The organism is Dankookia sp. GCM10030260 (assembly GCF_042666655.1).
Lineage (GTDB): Bacteria > Pseudomonadota > Alphaproteobacteria > Acetobacterales > Acetobacteraceae > Paracraurococcus.
This window is the reverse complement of record NZ_JBHTDE010000016.1, coordinates 1-20296: the sequence shown is the minus strand read 5'-3', so window position 1 is coordinate 20296 and position 20296 is coordinate 1. Positions and strand designations below refer to the sequence as shown.

Sequence of the window (20296 nt, the reverse complement as noted above, 5' to 3'; positions counted from 1 at the left end):
GCGCACACGACGGATGACAGGCCGGGCAAACAGGGGTGAACTGGGCAGACGCATGCACCGTGATGCGGCGGCCGATAGCCGCCTAGCCACAGGAGTTAACGCCATGGCGCTCTCAGACGGGCCCCTCGACTTCGGGGACGACGGCAGGGACCTGCTCCAGCGGCTCCCGACCGTCCACGCCCTCCAGCGCCTGCTCGCCAGCCCGGCGCTGGAGACCCCGCTCGTCGTCGGGGTCTACGGCGGGTGGGGGACCGGCAAGACCAGCGTCATGCGTACCCTGCGGGAAGCGCTCGCCGGGCCCGAGCGCATCCACCTCTGGTTCGACGCCTGGGTCTACGCACGTCAGGAACAGGTGCTGTGGCGCGCCCTCCTGCTGCGGGTAGTCACCGCTCTCCGGGAGCGCGCCGAGAAGCCCGATGGCGGCCGGCTGCAAGGCGCCCGGTACGACGCCGCCCTCCGCGCCTACAACGCCCTCTGGATCTCCGAGGACGACGCGGCCAAGGCCCGGTCGGCGTTGGACGAGGCGCGGGACCGCCTCTACCGCAGCATGACGGTCGTTACCCAAGGGGGGGTCCGGGTGAATTGGTGGGGGGCCTTGCCGCTCGCCGCGGACGCCGCGCTCACCGCCCTCACCGCGGGCCTTAACTCCACCGTGGCCAAGGCGATCGCCGGCGAGAAGACGGAGGGAGGCGTGGCGACCGCGCTGGCCAAGTGGTTCAAGGGCGGTGACACGAAGGAGGTGGCGAAGCTCATCGAGCGCGAGGCGAGCGAGCAGTACGTCGAGCAGGTCACCTCGCTCGAGCAATTCCAGGAGCTCTTCCGCGGGCTCCTCGACCTCTTCGGCATCGGTAAGACCCGGCGCCTGTTCGTGTTCGTCGACGATCTCGACCGCTGCCTACCCGAGGACGCCGTCGCGGCCCTGGAGGCGATCAAGCTGTTCCTCGACCTCGAGGGCTGCGTCTTCGTGCTCGGTATGGACCGGGAGGTCGTCGAGCAGGGCATCCGCGTCCGCTACAAGGACCTGAAGGAGGCCGGTTTCGACGCCCGCGCCTACCTCGACAAGATCATCCAGGTGCCGTTCAACCTGCCGCTCCTCGGTCCGGGCCAGATCACCGCGTACCTGGAGGGGCTACAGGGGCCCGCGGCCGGTGCCTTCGCGGCGTGCGCCGACCTGTTCCGGGAGGTCGCGCCGCCGAATCCTCGCACGCTGAAGCGCGTGCTCAATTGCCTGCTCCTGGCGCTCTACCTTCGGGGCTTCAGCGACGCAGATCTGGCGAATGCCGGATCGGACGCTGCGCGCCGTGACGAGGTGCGGAGGCTCGCCAAGATCGTTCTGCTGCAGGTCTGCTTTGGCCGTGCTTGGTGGGCTGTCGTCGACGGTCGATGCTCTCTGCGGCAGGCCGAAAACATCGGGCGAGGACGAGATACAAAGAACGAGGTGGACTCGGAGACCCGCAAGCTTTTCGAAGGCCATTCTATGGAGCGGCTATTTCGGCTAGATCCGGAACTCAATAAAATGTCGGACAAAGACTTACAAGATTTGATTAGTTTGACACAAGTAATGCAAGAAAATTCGGTTTTGAGTCAAGACAATCATGTGCAGAAATCATAGTAAAAAATTCCGCAAAATGAATGAAAATTGGCGATTTTTAATCTCTTGTTCTACATGATATCACAACCGGTTTTCCGTCGCTCCCGAAGCCGACACCTCGTAGGGTACTGGTCGCTTTAGCCAGAACTGCATAGCGTTTTGGATTGTCTGTGTACCACAATCTTGTCGTGCCATCTTCGCCTGCTGTCGCTATTAGCCGTCCGTCTGGGCTGAAAGCGATTTGCCGCACTTCGCCTCCGTTTCCCTGCAGGACGGCGCGCCCGCGGCCCGTCTGCGCGTCCCAAAGTCGGGCGGTGCCGTCCGCGCCCGCAGTCGCCGCCAGCCGCCCGTCCGGGGAAAAGGCGACGTGCCCCACTCTGCCCTCGTGTCCGCGCAGGACGGCGCGCTCGCGCCCCGTCTCCGCGTCCCACAGCCGCGCCGTGCCGTCGCTGCCCGCGGTCGCCGCCAGCCGCCCGTCGCGGGAGAGGGCAACGTGCTTGACGGCGCCCTCGTGCCCCTCCAGGACGGCGCGCTCGCGCCCCGTCTCCGCGTCCCACAGCCGCGCCGTGCCGTCGCTGCCCGCGGTCACCGCCAGCCGCCCGTCGCGGGAGAGGGCAACGTGCTCGACGGCGCCCTCGTGCCCCTCCAGGACGGTGCGCTCGCGCCCCGTCTCCGCGTCCCACAGCCGCGCCGTGCCGTCGTCGCTCGCGGTCGCCGCCAGCCGGCCGTCGGCGGAGAAGGTGGCCATCCACACCCTGCCCGCGTGCCCCTCCAGGGCGGCGCGCGGCGCGCCGGTCTGCGCGTCCCACAGCCGCGCCGTGCCCTCGCCGCCCAGGGTCACCATTGATCGTCCGATCGAGTCAAGGGCCACGTAGGAGACTGCCCTTCCATGCCCCTCCAGGGCGGCGCGTGGCGCGCCGGTCTGCGCGTCCCACAGCCGCGGCGCGCCGGTCTGCGCGTCCCACAGCCGCGCCGTGCCGTCGTCGCTCGCGGTCGCCGCCAGCCGGCCGTCGGCGGAGAGGGCGAGGCCTAGTACTTCGCCTCGGTGCCCCTGCAGGACGGCGCGCTCGCGCCCCGTCTCCGCGTCCCAAAGCCGGGCGGTGCCGTCCGCGCCCGCGGTCGCCACCAGCCGCCCGTCCAGGGACAAGGCGACGCGCCGTACGCCACCTTTATGACCGCGCAGGACGGCGCGCTCGCGCCCTGTCTCCGCGTCCCACAGCCGCGCCGTGCCGTCGATGCCCGCGGTCACGACCAGCCGCCCGTCGTGGGAGAGGGCGACGTCCTCGACGGCGCCCTCGTGCCCTCGCAGGACGGCGCGCTCGCGCTTCGTCTCCGCATCCCACAGCCGCGCCGTGCCGTCGCCGCCCGCGGTCACGACCAGCCGCCCGTCAGCGGAAAGATCGCTGGTCAGCTTCGCTGTGGTCCCGTGCCCGCCGCGCAGGACGGCGCGCTCACGTCCCGTCTCCGCGTCCCACAGCCGCGCCGTGCCGTCGTTTCCTGCAGTCAAAACCAGCCGACCGTTCGGTGAAAACCTAACTATCCAAATTCGGCTTCTCAGAGAACGCAGGACTGTGCCGCTATTATCTCGTAATAAATCGCTCCCGTGCCCCTCCAAGACGGCGCGCTCGCGTCCCGTCTCCGCGTCCCACAGCCGCGCCGTGCCGTCCCAACCCGTTGTTGCCAACAATCGCCTGTCGCGGGAGAGAGCGATGTCTCGTGCTGCGCCTTCACGCACCTTTAGGACGGCGCGCTCGCGGCCCGTCTGCGTATCCCACAGCCGGGCAGTGCCGTCCCAACCCACGGTCGCTGCCAGCTGGCCGTCGGCGGAGAGGACAACGTCCCATACGCCACCTTCATGACCGCGTAAGACGGCGCGCTCGCGTCCCGTCTCCGCGTCCCACAGCCGCGCCGTGCCGTCCTCACTCACCGTCGCCAGTAGCTGGCCGCCCTCCGAAAAGGCGATCCACATAAGTGGATATGGCCCCGTGTCTGCCCCGAGAGGTTGATCGAAATGGGGCCAGTTAAGTGAATACTGACCTGCAGAATTCTCACCAGATAAAAGCGTATTATTGTGTTTTTCGCTAGCGATAGAGGACATTATTTCGGGAATACTGCACGAACCGAGTCTGTAATGCAATACACTCAGCCGCTCATACGGCGCTATCATGATTGAGCTGGGAAACAACAGATAGGTAAATGCTACGAGCCCGGTAGATACAGCGCTTGCTAAGGAAAGCACTAACAGTCGGCTGGGTACCGTTAACCAGCGCCAACCTGGGCCGAGCTGGGACCGCCATTGCGCGAAGCGCAGCGCCAAGCCACGCGGCCGAACGCCCTGGAGCACGAGGTCAAGCAGCGCGTCGCGGCCCAGATCGCCCTCCGGCACCCGTTCGAGCACGTACCGCACCGTGAGCGCGGACTCGGTCCTCGCGTTGGCCGGGCGCCTCGTCGGCCGACGGGATCCGTGTCCCTGCCGGACGACCTCGTCCAGCACCTTCCGCAGTACGGCCTGGATCGCTTCCCAGTCGCGCTCGGGCAGCGCGTTGAGCAGGGCGGTGCGCACCAGCGGCGGCATCCGGCCGACGCGGAACCAGGGGATCCGGCCGACGGCAAGATGCAGCGCCTCGTCAACCCGCCCAAGCCCCATATCGGCCGCCAGCCCCAGCCCGATCGCCACCGTGACCTGCCACCGCAGCACCGGCAGTGCCGCGCAGGCCGCGACCCACCGCCGGCAGAAGGCGCGACCGGCCGGGTCGGCGGGCAGCGCCTCGGCCAGGTACCGGTCCAAAGCCTCCAAGATAGCCGCAGCATCGGCCTCCTGGTCGGCGAGGATCACCTCCGGTCTGCCCAGGGGCAACCGCGGATCGGGTGGACGCAGGACGGCGGCTGTCTCGCTCATTCTCGGCAGAACACCATGCCCTTGCGCCGGCTTCAAACTGCTTCGAAAATGCGACGCGAAGGGGAGACCTTCGCCTGGACGACGAAATGCGCCATATGGCCTCATCCAAGTTGACGATGTCCGAACCGGCCGACCGCCGCTATGGCGGCTTGGTCCGTCCGGAATGGCCGGGCCGTGGCGGTCCCATTCGATGATCGAGCGCGGCGGTACCTACCCGGAGAGCGACCTCGACCCGCTCGATGCGGCCCTCTGCTTCTTGGACCGGGAAAACTACTTCCGGGCGCTCAAGAAAAAGGTGGAGGCCATCGCCGCCTCGCGGCACGGGAGCGCGGTCGTCGTGGTGCCGGGGGTCGCCGCGGACATGCCCGACCGATTCGCGCTGCGTGTGGCCGACCGCGAGCACGGCGTGTTCAAGGACGCCCAGGACCTCGACATCTACCCCTGGCCCGAGGATCCGGTGCCGCAGAATGGTCTGGACGGGTTGATGGTTTCGCTGGCGGAAAACCTTGTCTCTACCGTCGGCACATCCGGCCGAAGGGAACAATCCGATCGGCAGGAGGCGGCACGTGGCGAGGACGTGTCTCCAGGACCCTTTCCGGGCCGCAAGGCGCTCGAGGGCACGTTGAGGGCGCAAGACGGCTACTTCGTCTTCCGGCATTCTTTGTCGAGCGTCCGCCTCCGACGGGATCCGCTGCTGGAGGCGACGCTCCGCGAGTGGCTCGACTACTTCGCCCGTGACTGCGTCGGCCCCCGCAGCGGCATGCTGCTGGGCCTCCTGCTCGTCGAGTACAAGGAAAAGCCGACCGCCGACTGCGAAAAGCTCCAGGAGATCCTCCGGCGGCTCTGCAGCAGCCACGACCGCGCGGTCCTGCTCGAGCCCCTGCCCCACGTCTACGTCGACGAGGTGAAGGGTTGGGTCGACGCCGTCACGCGCCGGCCGCCACTGTCCCAATGGAAGCGCGCCCTCGAGAGCGTGCACGCGGAGCTCTGCGAGGTGGAGGATCAGTTCCGCCTGCTGCCGGTCCGCAAAGCGATCCTGAAGTATGCCCAGGAGTCCCCGATGAGGCCGCGCTGGAGTGCCACCCATGGCGCTTGACCACCCCGGCGTACCGCGCCGGCCCGCGCCGCGGCCCTGGTTCATCCCGTCGAGGAGGTGGGCCGCCGGCGACGCTGCGGCCGAGGAGGCGCGGCGGACGCGCTGGACGCACCTGCCGAGCGCGGCCATGGCCGCGCCGCGGATGCTCGACCCCCGCGAGTACGACGCCGACCCGCCGCTGCTGGACGCGGTCCACTCCGCCATCCTGCTGGGGCAGCCCCTGCTGGTCACCGGGGAGCCCGGCTGCGGCAAGACCGAGGTGGCAAACTTCATCGCCTTCCACCTCGGGCTTGAGCGGCCGGACGTCGCCACCGGCCGACCGGAGTACGCCCTGCGCTTCGACACCAAGTCGACAACGACGGCGCGAGACCTTTTCTACAGCTTCGACACGGTCGGCCGCTTCCACGCCGCGCGGAGCGACGACCCGGGCGCCGACGACCCGCGGCGCTTCATCACCTTCAACGCGCTTGGCCGCGCCGTGCTCGACGCCTGTCCGCCCGACCGTGTCGTCGGCCTGTCCGGCCGGAACTGGACCGCCCCGGAGGGCGGGCCGCGCCGCAGCGTCGTGCTGATCGACGAGATCGACAAGGCGCCGCGCGACGTCCCGAACGACCTGCTCATGGAGGTCGAGCGGCTCGCCTTCTACGTCCCGGAGCTCGACCGCCACGTCCAGGCCGACGACGCGCTCCGCCCGATCGTAGTCCTGACCAGCAACAGCGAGCGCGTGCTGCCGGACGCTTTCCTGCGGCGCTGCGTCTTCCACACGATGTCGTTCCCCGACGAGGACCGGCTGCGGCGCATCGTGCGCCGCCGGATGGCGGGCCTGCCGGCTGATGGCCCCTTGCTGGACGACGCCGTGCGGCTGTTCCTGGCGCTGCGCGAGGAGGGCCTGCGCAAGCCGCCCGGCACGGCGGAGCTCCTCGGCTTCCTGGCCGCCCTGCGCGACCTCGGCTTCGATCCGGATGCCGGGCTGAGCGGACAGGCCGGTTGGCAGGGGGCGGCGCGCGCCACGATGCTCAAGACAGTCGAAGACCAGCGCCAGTTCGGGGACAAGGCGCTCGGCGACTTGGCCGGCTAGCGGCGCGGCCGTGTCCGCGCCGCAGGCCCCCGCAGACCTGCCGCTGCCAGGCGAGGACCGGATCCTCGCCCTCTGGCACGCGCTGCGCGCGCAGGGCCTGGCGCTCGTGCCCGACCAGCTGGCCGCGGCCATACGCGTGCGCGACCACGTCGCGGCGACCCTGCCCGACGAGCCGCTGGAACGGCTGCGGTCCATGCTCTCGGGCGTCCTGGCGAAGAGCGCCGGCGACCGGGCGGTGTTCGAGCGCGTCGCCGGTGATCTGCTCGGCCCGATCCCGGCGGGGGTCGCCGCGAAGCCGTCCAGGTCGGGAACCGGGGGCACCGCGTCGCGGCGGAGGCGCTCGGCGTTGCCCGCAGTGGCCGTCGCCTGCGTGGTGCTCCTCGGCCTCCTCTTGGTCGTGTCGCTCTACTTGTGGCGGACGCGCCCGGTCGTGGAGGCGCCCCGTCCTGCCGCGGCCGATGCGCCGGCGGCCTCTGTTCCCGCCCCGCCAACCAGCGCCGGCGCGGCGTCCGCCGAAAACGGCTTCCGCCTGCGCGTCGAGACGATTGAGCGCGACGACCCGGTGCCGGTCGTCGATGTCGAGCCGCTGCCCCTGATGCCGCTGGTCGCCGCGGGCTTGGCTTCGCTGCCGCTGCTCGGGGTCGGCGCGTGGCTCGTCCTCGGCTGGCGCCGCGCGCGGCCCGGGGCGGACGATCCGCCGGTGTCGCTGGGCGAGCGGCTCGACCGCTACGCCGTGCCGGACGGCGAGGTCGGCGCCTTCGACACGCCGGACATGCGGGGCGTGCTCCGCCGCCTGCGCGGCGCGCCGCCGGACCTGGAGCACGCGCTGGACCTCGACCGCACCGTCCAGGCCACCGCCGGCCAAGCGGGGCTGTTCACGCCGGTGCTCGCGCCGGAGCGCGGGCGGATGCAGACGCTCGTCCTCCTCGAGGAGGTGGCCGTCCACGACCACGTGGCGCACCTGTTCCTGCACGCGGCGCGGCGGCTGCGGGGCGACGGGCTGCCGATCGACCTCTTTGGGTGGTCCGGCACGCCGGACCGCCTGGTCTCGGAGGCGGGCGAGGTGCAGAGGCTCGCCGACCTCTCCACGCGGGCGCACCGGGACCGGATAGTGCTGGTCGGCGACGCGGACCGGCTGATCAGCCCGTTGGGCGGCCTGCGCACTTCGCTCGCCGCCGAGCTCGGCGCCTGGCGGCGAAAGTACCTCCTGAACACGCGCCCGCTGTCCACCTGGGGCTGGGCGGAGATGACGGTGTTCGAGGCGGGCATCTCATTGGGCACGGCGACACCGCGCGGCTTCGCGGCGCTGGCGCGGGCGGCCGAGACGCGGCTCGAGGTGCCCCAGCTCCTGGACGTGCAGGCGGAGATCCCGCCCCGGTCGCCGAGGGCTGTCGTGGAGCGGCCAAGCGGTGCACAGCAGCCCGCGGAGGAAGAGCAGCGGGAAAGTGCGCCAAGCACTGCAGGTCAGATGGCCGTCGACGGCGACGGGTTGAGGAGCAACCGGCTAGTCGAGATCTTCTCGGCCGGCCCGCCGTACGAAACGTCCGGCAGCTACGGGACCGGTTACCTGTTGGGCGAAGGCCTCGTGCTGACGGCACGGCACGTCCTCGTGCCCCATGCATGGGAAGCAATGGCTGAGCCCCCGGCCGTCTTCGCACGCGCCATTGCCGAGGGCGACGCGGCGAAGCTGCGACCCGCCACCATCGTCTGGCCCACGGATCCGGCGCTGCTCTCCGACCCCGCGCAGCCCGACGTGGCGGTGTTGCGCCTGCCCGACGTGCCCCCGGCCTGCGGGGCGAAGGTGCCGGTCGGCTGGGCCGACCTCGAAGAGGCGCCGGAGCCGACGCTGGAGGTCCGGGCTGCCGGGTTCACCTCCTTTATGGATAAGGGAGGCAGGCGCGACACGACGCAGCTTACCGCCAAGGTGGACCTGCTGGCCGGTCTCACGTCAGGAACCTTCGTCCTGACCAACGCCATGCCGCAGAGCCGCGACCCGGGGCGCCCGCTTGAATGGACCGGCTTTTCCGGGGCGCCACTCTTCGCGGAGCGGCGCTTGGTCGGCGTCGTCATCGCCCAAGCGTCGAACACGTTCTATGACTTCCACGCGGTGCGCCTTGGGCCGCTGCTGCTGCGCCACGACTTCGTGGAAGCTATCGCCGCCGGGGTCGAGATCGACACGCCGGCCACCGGGCCAAGCGCGGCACCGCCAGAACTCGACCGGCACATCTAGTGCAGCGACACAGACGAAAGGTGCGTTTGATGAAACGTGAAAGCTTGACTGCACGTCAGAACACCGTCTTACGCGGGGAGGCACCGACCTGTAGCGTCCGCCATCACCACATCCTGGCGGCGATGCTTTGCTCTTCCTCGCCGACGGCGTTGGCGTAGATCGCGGTCGTGGTGAGCTGGGCGTGGCCGAGCCACTTCTGCACCATGTTGAGGGCAATGCCCTTGCTGACGGCCTGCACGCCGAAGCCGTGCCGCAGGCCCTTGGGGCAGGCGTGCGGGCCGGCCGGGATGCCGGCGGCGGCGATGACCTCCTGCACCCGCCGGAAGCCCGTCATGCGGCTCCAAGGCCAGAGCAGGGCCTTGGCTTGGCCGCGCCGCTGCGCCTCGCGCAGGCCGTGCACCAGGTCGAGGGTGTCGAGCAGTTCGGGCGGTACCGGGACCGCCCGGTAGACCCCGCGGCGGCGCTTCTTCAGGCTCTCGAGGACGATCAGCCGGCCGGCCAGGTCGACCCGGTCGGTGGTCAGCGCCAGGGCCTCGGAGATCCGGCAGCCGGTGGCCTGCAGCACGCCGCAGAAGGAGCGCACCTCGCGCGGCGCCAGGGCGGCCGCTTTGAGGAAGGCGCGGCGCTCGGCCTCGGTGAAGTAGAGCCGGCGGCCCTCCGGATCGTACAGCTGCATGCCGGTCTGCGGCGGTTTGGGACCGTTCATCCGAATTCTGTATCAGGCGGGCGGCGCCGGAGCCAGGTTTCCGGCACTTTGCCGGCCGATGGCGGGGTCTGGCGGGCGCTGGCTGAGACAGAATTGGCCATAGTGGATCACCGCACCTACCTAGTAGAGGACCTGTCGCGGCTGCCGATGAATGGCGGGCGCCGTCCGACAATGGTGTGGTCTTAAAGAAAGTCGCCGGGGAAGCTGATGTGTTCCCAGGTGAGCAGCGACATGTGGGCGAAGCGCCATAGCAGGACCAAAGAGGTCACCGTGCTGGCGCGGATCAATGGCGGCTTGGTGCGCACTGAGGATTGCTGATCCCCCTTGTCACGTCCATCCCTGTGAAGCGACCATGGCGCGGCATTCCGGGACAGGGAACTTTGGCTCTTTGATGCCGAGGGCAAACCCACGGATCGGATGGCCACCTTCCATGCGCGTCATCCGGATGGAAACCGGGTATCGGCCGAGCATGGAACTCGTGAACGAGGCGCTAGCGGTCTGGAAGCGCTGAACGCGCGCCGCGACACTTGTGACGGAGGACGCCAGAATGGATCTAATCGAGGTCACAAGAGCCCTCCCGCCGGCACTGGAACGGCGCAAGGAGTGGGCGGTCCGCGAACACGCCTCGGTAACTGCCCGTGTGCTAAAGAGATCCCTGCTCGAATGCCTGGTCTGCACACGCATGGCGTCGCAGCGTTACCTCGCGTTCGTTCCGGAATTCGAGCAGGCGGGAGCCTACCTCCGGTCGCTTCTGGACAGGGTCGCACAGATTCAGTCCGACCAACTGACGCGGTTGGAGGAGACGAACTCCGAAGAGGTTCTGCCCCCCGCTTTCCACCAATTCCTCCTACGCGTCGCTCAGACCAGCCTCGCCGCCAACAACACCCAAGTGGGGATGATCCTCAACTTGGACCGGTTCAGGATGGAAGCCTCCACCCTGCTGTTCCTGAACCTGCTAGCAGTGCTGGAAGAGCAGGACGAGGAGCCGACGCGAGCGTTCCTCTCGGCGGCACGGACCAGTGTGGTGGACCTGCTCATCGGTCTGATCCCAGGCGCCGACCTCGTCATGGTGGCGGTGCGGGCAGCGGAGGCGGCCATTAGGGCCCGAAGCACCCAACGACAGAGCGCCGACGCTTACCTGGACTATGTCGAGAAGCAGAGAGACGCGCTGCTCGCCTGGGTTAACGCAGCCGATATCTTCATCGACGGCCTGCGGACTATGCGGGGAGCGCCGCCCATCCATCGCGGCGGCCCCGACGATCCTTACGCACCGCCGCCCGCTTGGAGTTCATAGTGTATCAGGCCTGAGCGCCCTGATTTTGATGCGCGATCGATACGCGTCCAGGGAACACCGGAGAACACGCGAGATGCCGACTGGAATGAATTCTGATCCTTCACCGAACCCGCCCAACTCATACTTTGCCTACATGACGCCAGTCCATAAAGCCGTCTTCTGGCTCTCCATAATTGGCGCACTTGCAATCTTGGCTGCAATGCTCTTCGGCGCGAGAACTAGCCTCGAAAGCACGTTGGATATAAACAGGACGCTCCGGGATGTCGCTATTGCACTTTGGGCATTCGCCCTGCCTGCCTTTTTCGTCCTTGAAGAGACATTATTTGCACCGCGAGATCCCGTAAAGCTTGCCATCTTTATGGAAGACCAACGAAAGGCACGTGCGGTTTGGCTTTTTGTCGGTGGCTTAGTGGCCGTGATGATTGGCGCGACTGCACCAGATGCCAATCGCTTTCGCAGCGAAGTGACTGGCAATCAGCCGACGGTTACACAGCCCGCACAAAACACTCCGCAGCGATAGTCGGTGCAGCGCCCGCTGGGCAGACCTTTGGGTGAGGGGAAGTAGCAGAAGCGATAATATTTTATGAAACGCAGCGTTCCACTTTAAATTTGTTCAAAGCTTTTCATACTACACATTATCGCACGGGCTACTGATTAAGATGGCCCACTTTGCATAAATATTGAAAATGACCTAGGCCATGCGCTGTTAACGGGAGCATACGCATTGTCCGAATCGAAACCGCCCTTTGATCTCGACCGTCTGACTGTGCCTGAGTTGGCCGCCCTGATTGAGGCGGCTCAGGCCAAGCGCCAGGAGAAGATGGAAGGTGCTAAGACGGCCCTGCTGGCGGAGTTCAGGGACAAGGCTGCCGAACTGGGCCTGTCGCTCAAGGCGCTGATGTCGACGCCGCAGCCCGCCCCGGAGCGCAAGCCCCGCCGCAGCAAGGGCGAGAAGGTTTCCCCCAAATATCGCAACCCGGAAACCGGCGACACCTGGACCGGCCGGGGCCGGGAACCTGGTTGGATCAAGGGCAAGAACCGGGATGATTTCGCGCTGTAAGGCTAGGCCGCAGCGCTTGGGCGGTCTGCTGATGTTGGCGGGCCTCCCTTGCCATAATGGCGGATTATGCGACGCCTAAACCAATATCAATTAGCACGTGATAATCAGGTTTATCACGTGCGCCGCCGACCAATGTTGTGCCCTGCCCTATCAGGACGCGAGTATGCATAAATCAAGCAGACCGTGTGGAAACGCGCTTGCGCTGTAACGCTGGTGAAGTCGACCATCGGATGCGCACGGCGCACGCTGGTGAAGCATGGAGGCGGCTGGACGGAAACGCTGGTTTCACATCGCAACCTCAGGCGATGCGCCGGTCAGTCTAGCAAACCAGCACGCATGCGTCGTTCAGGCCGCCACCGCGGCCATCAACTCGGAGAACCCGACAATATTGAGCGCCCGCCTGAGATTGTAGGCGAGCGCGGTCAAACTGAATTCGGCGCGGACGTTCTCTAAACCACGCGTCAGAAACGCTCCTTGGTTCATCCACTGCTTGATCGTGCCGAATGGGTGTTCGACTGTCTCGCGGCGGCGGTCGAGGACATCTGGGCGCTTTGCCAGTCGAGCCTGCATCCGGTCCAACACGCCTTCGTTCTCGAGGCGAGATACCGTGCGAAACTGACCGCTCGTGCATTGTGAGCGGACGGCGCAATCGTCGCACGCCAGTTTGTTGGTGTAGTTGATCTTCTCCAGCCCACGCAGCAGCGACGATGAGTAGGGATGAAGACGCTGACCCGCTGGGCAGACAAAACTATCGCTGGCCGCGTCATAGCTGAACTCATCTTTGCGGAATAGACCCGCTGCCACAGAGGGGCCTCGCTGGAGCCGCGGCACATACGCCTCGATCCCGGCCTTCTCGCAGGCTTCGATGTCCTCGATTTTGAAGTAACCCTTGTCGGCCACGACAGCGATCGTCTCGACGCCGAGAATCTCCTTCGCCGGCGCGGCGGTCTGCGTCAGCTGACCCATGTCGACGACTTGGTTGGTGACCTGCTGTTCGACGATCAGCTTGTGCTTGGCATCTACCGCAATCTGCGCGTTGTAGCCCACGGCGACACGCGTGTGAGCCGCCATCGCTCGGCTATCGGGATCGGTCAGCGAGATTTGGTCCTCTCCGGACCGGTCTAGTTCTGCCAGCATGGCCTTGCAGCGCGTGCGCCGCTCGCGGATTGCGGCAATCTTCTCGGCGAGGTTCTTGACCCGCGAGCCGGCCGTTTTGCTCTCGCTCACATCGCCCTGGTCCAAGCGCTGCAAATAGTCGTCGAGCTTGGCGTCAGCCACTTCGATGAACTTTGTCAGAGACGCACGGGTGAAGTTGCGATCCTTGTTGTTGACCGCCTTGATCCGCGTGCCATCCACGGCCACCAACTCCCGGCCGAACAGATCCAACTGGCGGCAGAGCAGCACGAACTGACGGAAGATTGGGCGAAAGGCTTTGCGGTTGTCGCGCCGGAAGTCGGCAATGGTCTTGAAGTCAGGCTTCAGGTGTCGCAGCAGCCAGATCACCTCGATATTTCGATGAGTTTCGGCCTCCAGCCGGCGGCTCGAGCGAACCCGGTTGAGGTAGCCGTAGACGTAAAGCTTCAACAGATCCTTCGGGGCATAGCCCGGACGGCCGGCTTCCTTTGCCGTCACGCGGACGAAACCTGCCGCCGCCAGATCTAGCCCATCAACGAAGGCGTCGATGAACCGGACAGGGTTCTCCGGACCGACGTAATCGTCCACGCTTTCTGGCAGAAGCAGTGTCTGGGACCGGTCATGGCCAGCAATGTGAGACATGCCGGATTCTACCAACTCCCACGCCGCGTCGGAATCCCGTTGGACGGTGTTTCCACACGGTCTGCAAGAGATTCGCATGGCGCATCGGTCGCCGACGCAGCAGCACTTCTGGGACGCGAAAGACTGACACAGGAGTGTCAGCGTCAAACGCTGGTGCTGTCGCTTTCAAAAGGATTCTTTCCGAAATGCACTGCTTTTGCGTCCCAAACATGTGTTCGCTATGTTATATGAGACAAAGCTGCAAAATACGAATTGGGTGAGACTGTTACATGTACGTTACGAAACTCATTTTGACAAATCTTGGGCCAGTCGAAAACGCAGTAATACAGCCTCTTTTTCATGAGGACGGCCGCCCAAAGCCGATTATTTTAGTTGGACGCAATGGGTCTGGCAAAAGCTTAGCTTTGTCAGTGATTGTCGACGCTATGCTTGAGAGTCAAAAAAAGCTTTGGGAAAAAATACCAGAGCTTGAACATAATCAATTTCTGCGATTGATGACCGGTCGTTACATCAAAAGCGGATCAGACTACAGTTTAACGGAGGTATCGTTTGGAGACAAAACAATTGGCTTTAGCCAAGTTGAATTTGTCTCTAGCATGAAGCGAAAAGATTTTCTTTTGAAGTACCCAGGTTTTGCCATCGACGGCACGGTGCTTAACGAGGAGGATTCTGACCGAGATCGCTTTTTCAAAGACTTTAAAGCTTATGGTGAGACTAAGCCTGAGTTGATGAAAGACATATATTTATATTTCCCATATTTCCGGTACGAGAGTCCTTCGTGGTTAAATGATGTTGTTGCTCCAGAACTAGATGTCAAAAGCCATATCACTGGCGTAAGCGCGCACAGAACCATCCAAACGGGAATTGTCGGTGAAATTAATCGCTGGCTGCTAGACCTCGTTCTCGATAGAGAAATTTATGAAAAACAGATTGTGGCTCTGCCCTTGGAAGGCGCAGACGTCAAACTCAATGTCCATATTCCCGGCAAATATATCGGGCCAAACGCTACGACTGTTTCGCTGATACAGAGTATACTGACTGAAATTCTGAGCTCCAAAGATAGCAGTATTCAGAATGTCAGATTTGGCATTAGTAAAAAAGGCTCGCGATCAATCGCGGTACATGCAATCCGCAATGGAATAGACACACAAGAAGTTCCTGGATTGTCTCAAATGTCATCCGGCGAGCTGATGATTTTGTCATTGTTCTGCACCATTATTCGGTTCTTCGATATTCGTAATGGGCGACCGCCAGAAACTCTTGAAGAGATTAGAGGCGTAGTTTTAGTGGATGAAATAGATTTGCATCTTCATATCGGATTACAAAAAGACCTGCTGCCAAAAATAATTTCAATGTTCCCCAACGTTCAATTTATCATCTCTAATCATTCACCATTTTTCAATATGGGGATGGCCGAGAAAAATGGAGATGATCTGTCCATTGTCGATATGCCGCGCGGCATTCCTATAGATGCCACAAGTTTTTCAGAGTTTCAGACCGGATATGACGCATTTATTGGTGTGGATCAGCAGTACAAACTCGGATACGAAAAGATATTGAAGAAACTAAATGGCGCATCGCGACCTCTGATTATAACTGAGGGAAAAACGGATTGGATGCATTTTAAAGCAGCTCTCTCGGTTTTAAAAAGCGAAGGCCTTTTTGAGTCGCTGGACATAGATTTTCTAGAATATGGCGAAGAGATCGAGATGGGCGACGCGAGGCTAGCGAGTATGTGCAAACATTTCGCAGATGTTCCGCAGGGACGCAGCACTATTTTTGTTTTTGATAGAGATAATCCACAAATAATCAAAGACATGGCGGGCGATCAAGCTTCAAAACACAAAAAGTGGAGTAAGGATGTTGCTTCGATGTGCATTCCGATCCCACCTCATAGAACCCAATACACAAATGTATCGGTGGAATTTCTCTATACGGATGATGAAATACGAACGGTTGACGCCAAAAGTGGCAAAAGGCTATTTTTCGATAATGAAATCGAAGAATACGGGCTTCCGAAAAAAAGAAAAGATAAACTGAGAATCCTGAAACAGGCAGATCAAGACGAAGAATTTACAAAGAAAATCTTTGATACTCAGTGTGAACGGATAAAGGACGAGAATGGAGTGGCTGTTGCTCATTCAAAGACGGTCTTTGCCACCAATATCTTGAACAAAGAAGAGCCGTTTAAAGAGTTTTCACGTGATCACTTCAAAGAAGTGTTCGCCGTTTGGGAAAACATATTAAGTAAATGAGTTATTCTTAGTATCCACAAGAAGTTTTCTTATAGTTTCAGGGTGCCATGCTTGTCCACGTAATGGTGGAACTCCCTCAGTTTTTAGTGCGGTCGCAATCGTCCGCAGTGTTGCGCCTGTTTCTCGCATTTGTCTAATGATTGGTAAGGCCATTGCACGCACAGGCGCTTCTTGCGCTGCCAATACTGCCCGGCCACGGGCAGCTGCAGCAGCAGGATTAGGCCCGCCCAGCTTCACGCCACGAGCCTTGGCAGCAGCGAGCGCGGCTTTCGTGCGAGCACTGATCTGGCGCTGTTCGTGTTCGGCAAATGCCGAGAGCATATGAAGCATGAGCTTGTCGGCATGAGGATTGTCGACAGCCACAAACTCCACGCCGCTTTCCATCAGCGAAGCGACAAAGGCCACGTTGCGCGCGAGCCGGTCTAGCTTGGCGATCACCAGCGTTGCCCGCTGACGGCGGCACTGATCGAGGGCGGCCGATAATTGCGGCCGGTCATTCTTCCGGCCGCTCTCGACCTCTACGAACTCAGCTGACAACTCGCCTCGCCCGACCATGAAGGACGCAACAGCCGCGCGCTGCGCATCAAGCCCAAGCCCGCTTCGGCCTTGTCTGTCAGTGGATACTCTGTAGTACGCAACGAATCCTGTCATCTACGTTTGGTAGCGGAATGAAATCTGTTTGTCCACTCTTCAACGACCGTTGGAGAGTGGACAACAGAGCTGATGAGCTCTCAGCAACTGATAGCTGGAGTCTATATATGATAATGTCCTTTATCAGTCGTACTGGTGGGCTCGCGGCCCGACCCCATGGTGTGATACCTTCACACTGACCACTTGGGAGCCGTCGCCATGTCTACCGTCGAGAAGCGCACTGTCAGTCTGCCGGCCGACCAGGCCCGCTATATGGACGAACTGGTCGCCGGCGGCGGTTATGCCTCGGCCAGCGAGGTGGTCCGCGCCGGCCTCCGTGCGCTGCGCGAGCGCGACGCCGCGGTCGAGCGTTGGCTGCACGACGAGGTTGCCCCGGTCTACGACGCCATGCAGGCCGACCCCGGCCGGGCGATCTCCGCCGACCAGGTCGGCGCCGCCCTGCAGGCGCATCACGCGGCCCGCCTGAAGGCCGGCCGGCGTGGCGCGTAGCGTCGTCTTCGCCCCGGAAGCCCTCGCCGACTTGCGCGACCTCTACGACCTCATCGCCGACGCCTCGTTGCCCGCCCGCGCCCTCACCTATGTCGAAGGCCTGCGGCAATACTGCCTCGGCTTCGCCGACTTCCCCGAGCGTGGCACGCGGCGGGACGTCATCCGGCCGGGCCTGCGCACCCTCGGCTATCGGCGCCGGGTGACGGTGGCCTTCCACGTCACCGAGCGGGAGGTGGTCATCGACCGCCTGCTCTATGGCGGCCGCGACCTCGAGGGCCTGCTGCGGGAGGACGATGATGGATGATGTCGCTACGACCGCCGGTGCGACGAGATCAGTCGCGACGAACTGGAACGGATTAAGGTGTGAGCGAGCAAGCTGAAGCCTCGATCTACTGGCTGATATAAGGTAGTATTTTCAATCAGATACAGTCTCCTAAAAACCAACGAATTCTGGAGATCGCCTTGTTGCTGAACGGCGCGGCTCGGATGTGCCGACGCGGCGTAACCTAATGGTCGCAGAAGGGCGGGGACTGGACTTTGAGCGGTTGATTGTGAAGGTCACCGTGGATGAGATGCGGCCTGTGTAAGAGGAGCCGACCCGCATCTATGCGTGCCACTGCACCGACTGCCAGCGCGCAACGACCAGCGCGTTTTCGATTGGCGTGTCGGTCCCGGGCGAGGCTTTTCGGGTGACGGGGAAGGAACTGCGGCCGGTTCCGGGCGGCGTCACCGAGGGCGGGCGCGCCAAGACGCGGTGGGTCTGCCCGGATTGCGGGATTTGTCTCTGCGGCGGTGTGAAGGTTGGAACGGAATCGCCGGGCTACACGCGCAACATCCGCGGCGGCACTCTGGACGACACGTCGTGGCTGCGACCGACACTGCACCTGTTCACGCGGAGCAAGCAGCCCTGGGTGATCCTGCCGGAGGACGCCAAAGTCTACGAGGCCTCGCCACCGAGCGCGTGATGCAAGGATGGACAAGCGCTTCGCCGGCGGAGAGCCAAAGTCCGCCAAACCCGGGGCGTCTTCATCAGGCGGGGAACGGACATCTGCGATCCGGCATCTCCCGGGATTGCGCCGCCCGATTGCCGCAACGAGCAGGAGCTGCGGGCTACCTGATGCCGAGCAGGACGGCCCCGGGAAGGCAGCGGGTGCAGGTTCAGCGCAAGGCGGCGGTCCTGTGTCCGCGCAGGGCCTGCTCGGCGGCGCCGTCCAGCTCGGCGATGGCTCTCTTACCAATCGCCCGCATGCCCGAGGCCATGAAGCGGCTGTAACGCGTGTCGAGGAACGCAAGCCGGAACAGCCCGCGGCCCAGCGCGCCGAGCGAGCCGGGGAAGCGATCCTCCTTCAGCGCGAAGGAATAGGTCCAGTGGACCGCAGTGCCCTCGGCCGCGTCGGCGAAGCGGAACTCGCCCACGCCATACGCGATCGGCGCAGCCGCTGGCGTGGTGTAGCCCCAGACGATGTAGCGCAGACGCCGCCCCGGCTCGTGCTCCAGCACCTCCTCCATGGCGGTGCTGCCATCCGCCAGGCAAACCAGGCGGCGCGAACCCGGCTTTGGGAAGGGCGCGGCGGAGAGTGGTCGCGTGCCGGTGACGGCGGGAATTCCCGCCGCGCCCGGCAGAAGCGTCTCGAGCGGGGCCGCGACGAACCACGGCGCGAAGCGCTCCCGCACGACGGGGACGAAGGCTTCTTCCGGACGGGACAGGAGGGACAGTGCGGCGGCATCGGGCGTCGGCGCCTCGCCGGCCTCGACGGTGATGGAGGGGCAGGCAGGGGACGCAGCGTATCGAGCCATGGGTGCCTCAGCGTTGGGAAGGGAGCAGGCGGCGACGCCAAGCCCGGCGGCGACCATGCATGCGAGAAGCGGCAGCCTGGCTGGGAGGGGGCGTGACATGGCGTCTCCGATCATGCGACACCCCAAATGTGAGGCTTTGTTCAGCTTTCGGGTATTCGCATCATGGGTGCCACGACGACGGCAGCGCTGAAGCCAAGGAAGAAGCCGGTCCAGGCGCGTTCCGCGGCGACGCTGGCAGCCATCCACGAGGCAGGCATTCAGGTTCTGCTGGCCGGCGGCTACGCGCGTTTCACGACGATCCGGGTCGCCGAGCGCGCCGGCGTCTCGGTCGGCAGCCTGTACCAGTACTACCCGAACAAGGGCGCCCTCCTGGCCGCCCTGCTGGGCGAGCATCTCGACGTGGTCGTGTCGAGCGTCGAAGGCGCGTGCCAAGCCGGGACCGGCCGCGGGCTTGAGACCATGGTGGACGGCCTGATCACGGCGTTCCTGGACGCCAAGCTGCGTCGGCCGGAGGTGTCGCTCGCGCTCCATGCGCCCATGGCCGAGGCGGACGGCGCCGCCCTGGTGCGGGCAGCCGGCATGCGGGCAGCGGCCGCGATCGGCGACATGCTGGCGGGCTGCCGGGATGCGCATATCCCGGCGCCACATGCGGCCGCGGGCATTCTGGCGACGGCCTTGTCAGCGGTCATGCAGGCGGCGCTCGAAGCCGGGCCTGAGCGGCTCGATGTCGGATGGCTGCGGATGCACCTGCGCAGCCTCGCCATCGGTTACCTGCACCGCCTCACGCAGGCGGATCCCACGAAGGGCTGACTGCCCGTAGGGGCTCGTAGAACATCGCCACAGCTGAGCACGAGACCCCAAATTCGAAGGACCGCTCCGGGTCGAACTCTGCTGTAGCGGATCGCTGTGGCACCTTGCCGGTTTGTCCCACCGAGGCTGATCCCGCTCCGTCTCATCCTGGCATTCTCGATCGCGCTGCTAAACGCGATAGAATTTCGAAGCTCCGAAATTCGGCCGAATTCCGGAGTGCTGTGATGGTCGCGGTCCTGCCGGTCTCCAACCATACATTCTTCCATCCGGAAACTTACTCCGGAAACCAACTCCGGATAGTCCCGGCATTACGGCTTTTGAGATGGCGATCGCAGTCGAGGTCATGGGCCCCTCCCCTGCCGCACGGCCAAGCCGAGGCCCTCCAGCGACACATCGAGGTCGAGCCGGTCGGCGATCGCCTTGAGCGCCGCGACGTCGGTAATTACCCACCCCCTGACTTCTGCGACGTAGCGGTCAGGCCGTGACAGTCGTCAGGATGGCGCCAAAGACGCTGGTGTTCGGCGCGAGGCGGGCTGTGGCGACTACGGTGCGCACGTCCGCCTC

17 protein-coding genes are annotated in these 20296 nt (G+C 64.1%); 12 read left to right on the top strand and 5 right to left on the bottom strand.

The window, feature by feature from the left end:
• The first annotated feature begins 103 nt into the window (after nt 1–103).
• Nucleotides 104–1612 carry a P-loop NTPase fold protein gene (locus tag ACFQS7_RS26760; protein ID WP_380070208.1) on the top strand — a complete coding sequence of 503 codons (1509 nt, stop codon included), beginning with the start codon at nt 104–106 and terminating at the stop codon, nt 1610–1612.
• Nucleotides 1613–1649: 37 nt separating this feature from the next.
• Here the strand turns inward: ACFQS7_RS26760 and ACFQS7_RS26755 are convergent, their stop codons facing one another.
• Complete coding sequence (locus ACFQS7_RS26755) at nt 1650–4490, bottom strand: WD40 repeat domain-containing protein (RefSeq protein ID WP_380070207.1); 2841 nt, start codon at nt 4488–4490, stop codon at nt 1650–1652.
• 190 nt (nt 4491–4680) lie between these two features.
• On the opposite strand from ACFQS7_RS26755, the gene ACFQS7_RS26750 reads away from it, so the two are divergent.
• The 3 genes from ACFQS7_RS26750 to ACFQS7_RS26740 are packed head-to-tail and all read left to right on the top strand — an operon-like array spanning nt 4681 to nt 8894.
• The gene (locus ACFQS7_RS26750; RefSeq protein WP_380070206.1) at nt 4681–5586 is read left to right on the top strand and encodes a hypothetical protein; all 906 of its coding nucleotides are present in this window, start codon (nt 4681–4683) and stop codon (nt 5584–5586) included.
• Complete coding sequence (locus ACFQS7_RS26745) at nt 5576–6664, top strand: AAA family ATPase (RefSeq protein ID WP_380070205.1); 1089 nt, start codon at nt 5576–5578, stop codon at nt 6662–6664. The genes ACFQS7_RS26750 and ACFQS7_RS26745 overlap by 11 nt, the downstream gene beginning before the upstream one ends.
• A gap of 10 nt (nt 6665–6674) precedes the next feature.
• The gene (locus ACFQS7_RS26740) at nt 6675–8894 is read left to right on the top strand and encodes a serine protease (RefSeq protein WP_380070204.1); all 2220 of its coding nucleotides are present in this window, start codon (nt 6675–6677) and stop codon (nt 8892–8894) included.
• Nucleotides 8895–8997: 103 nt separating this feature from the next.
• Here ACFQS7_RS26740 and ACFQS7_RS26735 read toward each other — a convergent pair whose 3' ends face one another.
• Nucleotides 8998–9600 (bottom strand): tyrosine-type recombinase/integrase, encoded by a 603-nt coding sequence (locus ACFQS7_RS26735; RefSeq protein ID WP_380070203.1) that lies wholly within the window; start codon nt 9598–9600, stop codon nt 8998–9000.
• 547 nt (nt 9601–10147) lie between these two features.
• Here ACFQS7_RS26735 and ACFQS7_RS26730 point away from each other — a divergent pair.
• The 3 genes from ACFQS7_RS26730 to ACFQS7_RS26720 all read left to right on the top strand — a co-directional run bounded on the left by ACFQS7_RS26730 (nt 10148) and on the right by ACFQS7_RS26720 (nt 11954).
• The gene (locus tag ACFQS7_RS26730) at nt 10148–10894 is read left to right on the top strand and encodes a hypothetical protein (RefSeq protein ID WP_380070202.1); all 747 of its coding nucleotides are present in this window, start codon (nt 10148–10150) and stop codon (nt 10892–10894) included.
• A gap of 73 nt (nt 10895–10967) precedes the next feature.
• Nucleotides 10968–11414, top strand: a complete 447-nt coding sequence (locus ACFQS7_RS26725; RefSeq protein WP_380070200.1) for a hypothetical protein — start codon at nt 10968–10970, stop codon at nt 11412–11414.
• Between the two features lie 204 nt (nt 11415–11618).
• Nucleotides 11619–11954, top strand: coding sequence for an H-NS family nucleoid-associated regulatory protein (locus ACFQS7_RS26720; protein ID WP_380070199.1), 336 nt, complete (start codon nt 11619–11621; stop codon nt 11952–11954).
• Between the two features lie 345 nt (nt 11955–12299).
• Here the strand turns inward: ACFQS7_RS26720 and ACFQS7_RS26715 are convergent, their stop codons facing one another.
• Nucleotides 12300–13730: an IS1182 family transposase gene (locus ACFQS7_RS26715; RefSeq protein WP_380070198.1), complete on the bottom strand. Its 1431-nt coding sequence runs from the start codon at nt 13728–13730 to the stop codon at nt 12300–12302.
• A 269-nt stretch (nt 13731–13999) separates the two neighbouring features.
• On the opposite strand from ACFQS7_RS26715, the gene ACFQS7_RS26710 reads away from it, so the two are divergent.
• Entirely contained in the window at nt 14000–15985 is a 1986-nt protein-coding gene (locus tag ACFQS7_RS26710) for an AAA family ATPase (RefSeq protein ID WP_380070197.1), read from the top strand.
• On the opposite strand, the gene ACFQS7_RS26705 is transcribed toward ACFQS7_RS26710, so the two are convergent.
• Nucleotides 15974–16636: a recombinase family protein gene (locus ACFQS7_RS26705; RefSeq protein WP_380070196.1), complete on the bottom strand. Its 663-nt coding sequence runs from the start codon at nt 16634–16636 to the stop codon at nt 15974–15976. The two genes, ACFQS7_RS26710 and ACFQS7_RS26705, sit on opposite strands and share 12 nt — an antisense overlap.
• Before the next feature lie 198 nt (nt 16637–16834).
• Between ACFQS7_RS26705 and ACFQS7_RS26700 the strand changes: the two genes are divergently transcribed.
• The 3 genes from ACFQS7_RS26700 (at nt 16835) to ACFQS7_RS26690 (ending at nt 18090) form a co-directional block, all read left to right on the top strand.
• Nucleotides 16835–17125 (top strand): type II toxin-antitoxin system ParD family antitoxin, encoded by a 291-nt coding sequence (locus ACFQS7_RS26700; RefSeq protein ID WP_380070195.1) that lies wholly within the window; start codon nt 16835–16837, stop codon nt 17123–17125.
• A complete protein-coding gene (locus ACFQS7_RS26695) occupies nt 17115–17429 on the top strand; it encodes a type II toxin-antitoxin system RelE/ParE family toxin (protein ID WP_380070194.1) in 315 nt (104 codons plus the stop codon). Before ACFQS7_RS26700 ends, ACFQS7_RS26695 begins: the two co-directional genes overlap by 11 nt.
• Before the next feature lie 298 nt (nt 17430–17727).
• Nucleotides 17728–18090, top strand: coding sequence for a GFA family protein (locus ACFQS7_RS26690; RefSeq protein WP_380070235.1), 363 nt, complete (start codon nt 17728–17730; stop codon nt 18088–18090).
• A gap of 193 nt (nt 18091–18283) precedes the next feature.
• Here the strand turns inward: ACFQS7_RS26690 and ACFQS7_RS26685 are convergent, their stop codons facing one another.
• Nucleotides 18284–18922: an SRPBCC family protein gene (locus tag ACFQS7_RS26685; protein WP_380070193.1), complete on the bottom strand. Its 639-nt coding sequence runs from the start codon at nt 18920–18922 to the stop codon at nt 18284–18286.
• A 162-nt stretch (nt 18923–19084) separates the two neighbouring features.
• Here ACFQS7_RS26685 and ACFQS7_RS26680 point away from each other — a divergent pair, with 162 nt between their 5' ends.
• On the top strand, nt 19085–19732 hold the full coding sequence (locus ACFQS7_RS26680; RefSeq protein WP_380070192.1) for a TetR/AcrR family transcriptional regulator: 648 nt from the start codon (nt 19085–19087) through the stop codon (nt 19730–19732).
• Nucleotides 19733–20296: the final 564 nt, after the last annotated feature.

Excerpts from the sequence above, each read along its gene's own strand:
- ACFQS7_RS26760 (WP_380070208.1), top strand. The coding sequence starts at position 104 with ATGGCGCTCTCAGACGGGCCCCTCGACTTCGGGGACGACGGCAGGGAC.
- ACFQS7_RS26755 (WP_380070207.1), bottom strand. The coding sequence starts at position 4,490 with ATGAGCGAGACAGCCGCCGTCCTGCGTCCACCCGATCCGCGGTTGCCC.
- ACFQS7_RS26750 (WP_380070206.1), top strand. The coding sequence starts at position 4,681 with ATGATCGAGCGCGGCGGTACCTACCCGGAGAGCGACCTCGACCCGCTC.
- ACFQS7_RS26745 (WP_380070205.1), top strand. The coding sequence starts at position 5,576 with ATGGCGCTTGACCACCCCGGCGTACCGCGCCGGCCCGCGCCGCGGCCC.
- ACFQS7_RS26735 (WP_380070203.1), bottom strand. The coding sequence starts at position 9,600 with ATGAACGGTCCCAAACCGCCGCAGACCGGCATGCAGCTGTACGATCCG.
- ACFQS7_RS26730 (WP_380070202.1), top strand. The coding sequence starts at position 10,148 with ATGGATCTAATCGAGGTCACAAGAGCCCTCCCGCCGGCACTGGAACGG.
- ACFQS7_RS26725 (WP_380070200.1), top strand. The coding sequence starts at position 10,968 with ATGCCGACTGGAATGAATTCTGATCCTTCACCGAACCCGCCCAACTCA.
- ACFQS7_RS26715 (WP_380070198.1), bottom strand. The coding sequence starts at position 13,730 with ATGTCTCACATTGCTGGCCATGACCGGTCCCAGACACTGCTTCTGCCA.
- ACFQS7_RS26710 (WP_380070197.1), top strand. The coding sequence starts at position 14,000 with ATGTACGTTACGAAACTCATTTTGACAAATCTTGGGCCAGTCGAAAAC.
- ACFQS7_RS26705 (WP_380070196.1), bottom strand. The coding sequence starts at position 16,636 with ATGACAGGATTCGTTGCGTACTACAGAGTATCCACTGACAGACAAGGC.
- ACFQS7_RS26700 (WP_380070195.1), top strand. The coding sequence starts at position 16,835 with ATGTCTACCGTCGAGAAGCGCACTGTCAGTCTGCCGGCCGACCAGGCC.
- ACFQS7_RS26685 (WP_380070193.1), bottom strand. The coding sequence starts at position 18,922 with ATGGCTCGATACGCTGCGTCCCCTGCCTGCCCCTCCATCACCGTCGAG.
- ACFQS7_RS26680 (WP_380070192.1), top strand. The coding sequence starts at position 19,085 with ATGGGTGCCACGACGACGGCAGCGCTGAAGCCAAGGAAGAAGCCGGTC.